This window comes from Bradyrhizobium sp. (assembly GCF_019244115.1).
Classification (GTDB): Bacteria; Pseudomonadota; Alphaproteobacteria; order Rhizobiales; family Xanthobacteraceae; genus Bradyrhizobium.
Window position 1 is genome coordinate 1 of record NZ_JAFATE010000561.1, and the last position, 2,758, is coordinate 2,758.

Annotated in this window: 3 protein-coding genes; 1 reads left to right on the forward strand and 2 read right to left on the reverse strand. The window is 66.6% G+C overall.

Annotated elements, in window-relative coordinates; all coding sequences use genetic code 11:
* Positions 1 to 695, reverse strand: a 695-nt coding sequence (locus tag JOZ76_RS24985) for an MlaE family ABC transporter permease (RefSeq protein WP_291703164.1), incomplete at its 3' end; no start/stop codon positions are given.
* A gap of 215 nt (positions 696 to 910) precedes the next feature.
* Between JOZ76_RS24985 and dgcA the strand changes: the two genes are divergently transcribed.
* Complete coding sequence (gene dgcA / locus JOZ76_RS24990; protein WP_291703166.1) at positions 911 to 1,906, forward strand: N-acetyl-D-Glu racemase DgcA; 996 nt, start codon at positions 911 to 913, stop codon at positions 1,904 to 1,906.
* Here dgcA and JOZ76_RS24995 read toward each other — a convergent pair.
* Positions 1,876 to 2,758: MFS transporter (locus JOZ76_RS24995; protein WP_291703168.1), on the reverse strand; the 883-nt coding region annotated here is incomplete at its 5' end. The genes dgcA and JOZ76_RS24995 overlap by 31 nt on opposite strands.

Below are 2,758 nucleotides of genomic sequence, written 5' to 3' on the forward strand. Positions count from 1 at the left end.
TAGGCGCTGCCGGAGCGGCCCGCGATCATGATCGCGACCAGGAGCACGCCGATCTCGCGCAGCACCAGCACGCCGAGCATGTCGACGACGAAGATGTCAGCGCCGAACCTGCGGAAATGAAAAATGCCCTGCTGGGAGATGATGCAGCCGATCAGGAAGGTGATCAGCACGATGATCGGCACCGCGCGCCAGCATACCTGCTCGAGATGGTGAATCGTCGAGGTCAGGCGAAAGCTGCGCGGATGAAAGAACACCCGTGCGCCCGCCGCAAGCACCGCGCCGAGCATGTCGATCAGGCCGGCAATGGTGCCGCCGACGCCGGCGACGCTGCGGCCAATCTGGTCCAGCATGCCGGTGATCGTGACGAATGTCGTGTCGGAGACCGGCGCGGCTTGCACCTGGCGCACCTCGTCGACGAGGCTGGAATAGTTCTCCGACAGCCCGGTGATTTTGGTCTCGATGGCGCCGTGGGTCAGGCTGCGGCGCAGCCGCTCGATCAGCCAGGCCCCAAAAGTGTCAAGCTTGGAGACCTTCGATACGTCGATCAGGATATCCGGCCGGCTGCCGGCGAGCCTTTCCGCATCCGCCACCATCCGCTCGAGCAGCGGGGCGAAGCTCGCCGTCCACGGGCCGGCCGCGCACAGCGCCAGCGCACTGCCGCGGGCCGTTCGCTCCAATGTCGGGTCGCCGCTCACAATCCACGATGCTCCCTACGCCGATTCGCTGCCCGTCCAAGGGGATAGTCCCGCCACGCTCACCTCAGGCCGCAGGTTCCGGCGGCGAGCGCGGCTTGATGCGCTTCACGTGCTATCTTCACGGGAACTGTTATCCCCTGCGCCCGAAAGCGCTATACGAGCCATAGTTGGTCTTGCCCGGCAAGCCCAGGGTTCGAAAAATGGCCAGATTTTGAATGACTTCCGCCAAATCCCCAACTCTCACGGTGAGAATCGAGCGCTGGCCGATCAGAGGCGCCTTCACGATCAGCCGCGGCGCCAAGTTCGAGGCCGTCACCGTCGTGGCGGAGATTGCGTTTGGCGGGCATGTCGGGCGCGGCGAATGCGTTCCGTATCCGCGCTATGCGGAAACGCCGGAAGGCGCGCAGACGGCCCTCCTCGCGATGCAGGATGTGGTTGGCCGCGGGCTGGACCGCACTGCCGTGCAGGCCGCCATGCCGCCCTGCGCCGCGCGCAACGCACTGGATTGCGCACTGCTGGACCTGCAAGCCAAACAGAGCGGGAAGCGGGTCTGGGATCTGCTCGGGCACCCCCAGCCGAAGCCCGTGACCACGGCCTATACGATCTCGCTTGCGTCCGCTGAAGCGATGGCCGCGGCCACAGCAGCCGCTGCCGACCGGCCGCTGCTGAAGATCAAGCTCGGCGGCGCTGATGACGTCGAACGGATTGCCGCGGTCCGAAGGGCAGCGCCGCGCTCCGAACTCATCGTCGATGCCAACGAGGCATGGACGCCGGACAGTCTTGAGACGAATCTCGCGGCCTGCGCTGCGGCCGGCGTCATCCTGGTCGAGCAGCCGTTGCCGGCCGACCGGGACGAGGCACTTGCGCGCATCCGCCGTCCGATCAAGGTCTGTGCCGACGAAAGCGTGCATGACCGCAGCTCGCTCGAACCGCTTCGCGAGCGTTACGACGCGGTCAACATCAAGCTCGACAAGACCGGCGGCCTGACCGAGGCGTTGGCCATGGCGGATGCCGCCAAGGCGCACGGCTTCGACATCATGGTCGGCTGCATGGTGGCGACCTCGCTGTCGATGGCGCCAGCGATGCTGCTGGCCGCTCAGGCTCGCTTTATCGACCTCGACGGCCCGTTGCTGCTCGCCCGCGATCGCGCGCACGGCCTGCGCTATGAGGGCAGCCTGGTTCATCCGCCGGACGCTGAGCTGTGGGGATGATGCAGCCGGCGCCGCATCAAAAGGATCAGTATTCCGCCGGCCGCGCCCATCCCGGCCATGACGTGATAGACGCCCTGTCCGTAATGGGCATAGACGATACCCGACAGGATCGACGCCACCGATGTGATGATCCCGGAACACGCCGCGAAATAGCCTTGCCCGCGCGCCATCGCGTGGTCCGGCACCAAGCGGACCAACAGTCCCATGGTGCCGACCTGGGTCAGGCCAAAAGTCAGCCCATGCGCAAGCTGGACCGGCGCCAGAATGGCCAATTGCGGCTCCTGCGCCATGATGACCCAGCGGACGATCGCGCTGCACGCGCCGATCGCCATCAGCGACGCCGGCTCCAGGATGAAGCGTGGCGACAGCGCGAAGACCGCGATTTCGGCCAGCACGCCAATCCCCCACAGGCCGGCAATGGTCAGCCCTCCGAGCCCGTGCGCCTGCCAGTTGATGGAGGCAAAGGCGTAGTATGCGGCATGGCTGCTCTGGATCAGCGCGGCCGCAACGATGACCGCCAGGAAGCCGCCGTCGCGCATCAGGGGCTTGTCACCGTGCGTGACTGGCGAGCCGGTCGCGGGCCGCTCCAGATATTGCAGCCCGAGGCTGCTCGCAGCCCCCAGAGCGGCAACCGCAACGATGATCCAGATCAGCCGCTCCGCTGCGATGACGTCGACGAGCAGGCCGCAGGCCAGGGCGCCAAGGACGAAAGCCGCCGATCCCCATAGCCGCAGCGGACCGTATTTGAGGCCGTAGCGCAAAACCCCGCGCAGCGCGTAGGCTTCGGTCAGCGGCACCGTCGGCGTCCACATCGCGCAGGTCGCGACATAGGCCGCGAACACCGCAAACGGC